3 protein-coding genes are annotated in these 2475 nt (G+C 49.3%); all 3 read left to right on the top strand.

Annotated features, from left to right (window positions below; translation table 11 throughout):
• On the top strand, positions 1-642 hold a 642-nt coding region (locus MKI85_RS16880; protein WP_241629471.1), incomplete at its 5' end, for a 3-oxoacid CoA-transferase subunit A.
• A 13-nt stretch (positions 643-655) separates the two neighbouring features.
• On the top strand, positions 656-1309 hold the full coding sequence (locus MKI85_RS16875; RefSeq protein WP_241629469.1) for a 3-oxoacid CoA-transferase subunit B: 654 nt from the start codon (positions 656-658) through the stop codon (positions 1307-1309).
• A gap of 78 nt (positions 1310-1387) precedes the next feature.
• A partial coding sequence (gene pcaF, locus MKI85_RS16870) for a 3-oxoadipyl-CoA thiolase (protein WP_241629466.1) occupies positions 1388-2475 on the top strand: 1088 nt, incomplete at its 3' end.

The raw sequence follows: 2475 nt of genomic DNA, 5'->3' as shown, positions 1-2475 counted from the left end.
TCCCAAATCACCGACGGCTCAACCATCATGATTGGTGGTTTTGGCACAGCAGGACAGCCTGCTGAACTGATCGATGGCTTAATCCAACTCGGCATTAAAGACCTCACGATTGTCAGCAACAATGCAGGTAATGGTGATTATGGTCTGGCTAAACTCTTGAAAGCCGGTGCAGTCAAAAAAGTCATCTGTTCTTTCCCACGTCAGTCTGATTCTTGGGTCTTCGATGAACTCTATCGTGCAGGCAAAATCGAATTGGAATTGGTACCACAAGGCAACCTCGCTTGCCGTATTCAAGCCGCAGGTATGGGACTCGGTGCAGTCTTTACCCCAACAGGCTTTGGTACTTTATTGGCAGAAGGTAAAGAAACCCGTCACATCGACGGTAAAGATTATGTGTTGGAATATCCAATCAAAGCCGACTTCGCTTTGATTAAAGCACAGCAAGGCGACCGTTGGGGCAATCTGGTCTATCGTAAATCTGCACGTAACTTTGGTCCAATCATGGCCATGGCAGCAGGTGTGACCATTGCTCAAGTGTCTGAAGTGGTGGAACTGGGCGAGTTAGATCCAGAACACATCATCACCCCAGGCATTTTCGTTCAACATGTGGTGCAGGTACAACCTGAACCTGTTGCTGTGTAAGCAGGAGACTTTCATGAGCTATCAAAAACTCAGCCGCAACCAGATTGCTGAACGTGTGGCACAAGATATTCCGGATGGGGCTTATGTGAATCTTGGGATTGGCTTACCCACCAAGATTGCCAGCTACCTGCCAAGCGACAAAGATGTGTTCCTGCATTCTGAAAATGGCTTATTGGCTTTTGGTCCACCGCCAGCGGCAGGTGAAGAAGATCCTGAGCTGATCAATGCAGGTAAAGAATATGTGACCATGCTCGAAGGCGGTGCCTTTTTCCACCATGGCGATTCGTTTGCCATGATGCGTGGCGGTCACTTGGATATCGCGGTATTGGGTGCGTTTCAGGTTGCAGCCAATGGTGATTTAGCCAACTGGCATACCGGTGCACCTAATGCGATTCCAGCGGTCGGTGGTGCGATGGATTTAGCGGTCGGTGCCAAAAAAGTATTTATCACCACCGATCATGTCACCAAACAAGGTGAACCAAAGATCGTAGCGGAACTGACTTACCCTGCGACAGGCTTGAAATGTGTGGATCGTATTTACACAGATCTATGCGTAATTGATGTCACTGCTGAAGGCTTAAAAGTGCTTGAGAAAGTCGACGGTTTAAGCTTTGCAGAATTGCAGGCATTAACCGGCGCGCCATTGATGGATGCAACAAAGGGATAATTAATCCCTCCCGACCTCCCTTTTTAAAGGGAGGAGTTGCCCCCTTTAAAAAGGGGGATTCACAGGACAAGATTAAACATGAAAGACGCTTATATCGTAGATGCCATTCGTACCCCATTTGGCCGTTATGCCGGTGGTTTAGCCCCAGTTCGTGCTGATGACTTGGGTGCACTTCCTATCCAAGCCTTGATGCAACGTAATCCCACTGTGGACTGGACACAAGTCGATGATGTGATTTACGGCTGTGCCAACCAAGCGGGTGAAGACAACCGTAACGTGGGACGTATGTCGGCCTTGTTGGCAGGTTTACCGGTTGAAGTTCCTGCGACGACGATTAACCGTTTATGTGGTTCATCTTTAGATGCAATTGCAATTGCAGCCCGTGCGATTAAAGCCGGTGAAGCCAATCTGATCATTGCCGGTGGTGTGGAAAGCATGTCACGTGCCCCGTTTGTGATGGGCAAATCAGAAAGTGCATATGGGCGTAGCCAGAAGATTGAAGACACCACCATGGGCTGGCGTTTTATCAATCCGAAGCTGAAAGCCATGTATGGCGTCGAAACCATGCCACAGACCGCAGAGAACGTGGCACAACAATTTAATATTGATCGTGCAGATCAAGACCAGTTTGCCTTGGCGAGTCAAAAGCGCACAGCAACCGCGCAAGCTCAAGGCTTTTTTAAACACGAGATCATCCCGGTGAGTATTGCTCAGCGTAAGGGTGATCCGATTGTGGTGGATACGGATGAACATCCACGTGCATCGACCACATTAGAAGGTTTGGCAAAACTGAAGCCAGTCGTTACAGCAGAAGGCACCGTCACAGCGGGAAACGCGTCAGGCATCAATGACGGTGCGGCTGCTGTACTGATTGCTTCAGAAGCCGCGATTGAACAATACAAGCTTAAGCCACGTGCCAAGATCATTGCATCTACGGCAGTAGGTGTAGAACCGCGCATCATGGGCTTTGCCCCAGCACCTGCGATCAAGAAGTTGCTGAAACAAGCCAATCTCACAATCGAACAGATGGATGTGATTGAACTGAATGAGGCTTTTGCTGCACAAGCTTTAGCTGTGACCCGTGACCTCGGTCTGGCTGACGATACTACGCAAGTGAATCCAAATGGTGGTGCGATTGCGATTGGTCATCCACTGGGTGCATCGGG

It is taken from the genome of Acinetobacter zhairuonensis, assembly GCF_022601715.1.
GTDB lineage: Bacteria > Pseudomonadota > Gammaproteobacteria > Pseudomonadales > Moraxellaceae > Acinetobacter.
Note: the sequence above shows the minus strand (reverse complement) of the source record. Positions and strands in the feature narration are given on the sequence as shown.

What these genes read in the sequence shown, in the direction of transcription:
- MKI85_RS16875 (WP_241629469.1), top strand. Translation starts at nt 656, where the DNA reads ATGAGCTATCAAAAACTCAGCCGCAACCAGATTGCTGAACGTGTGGCA.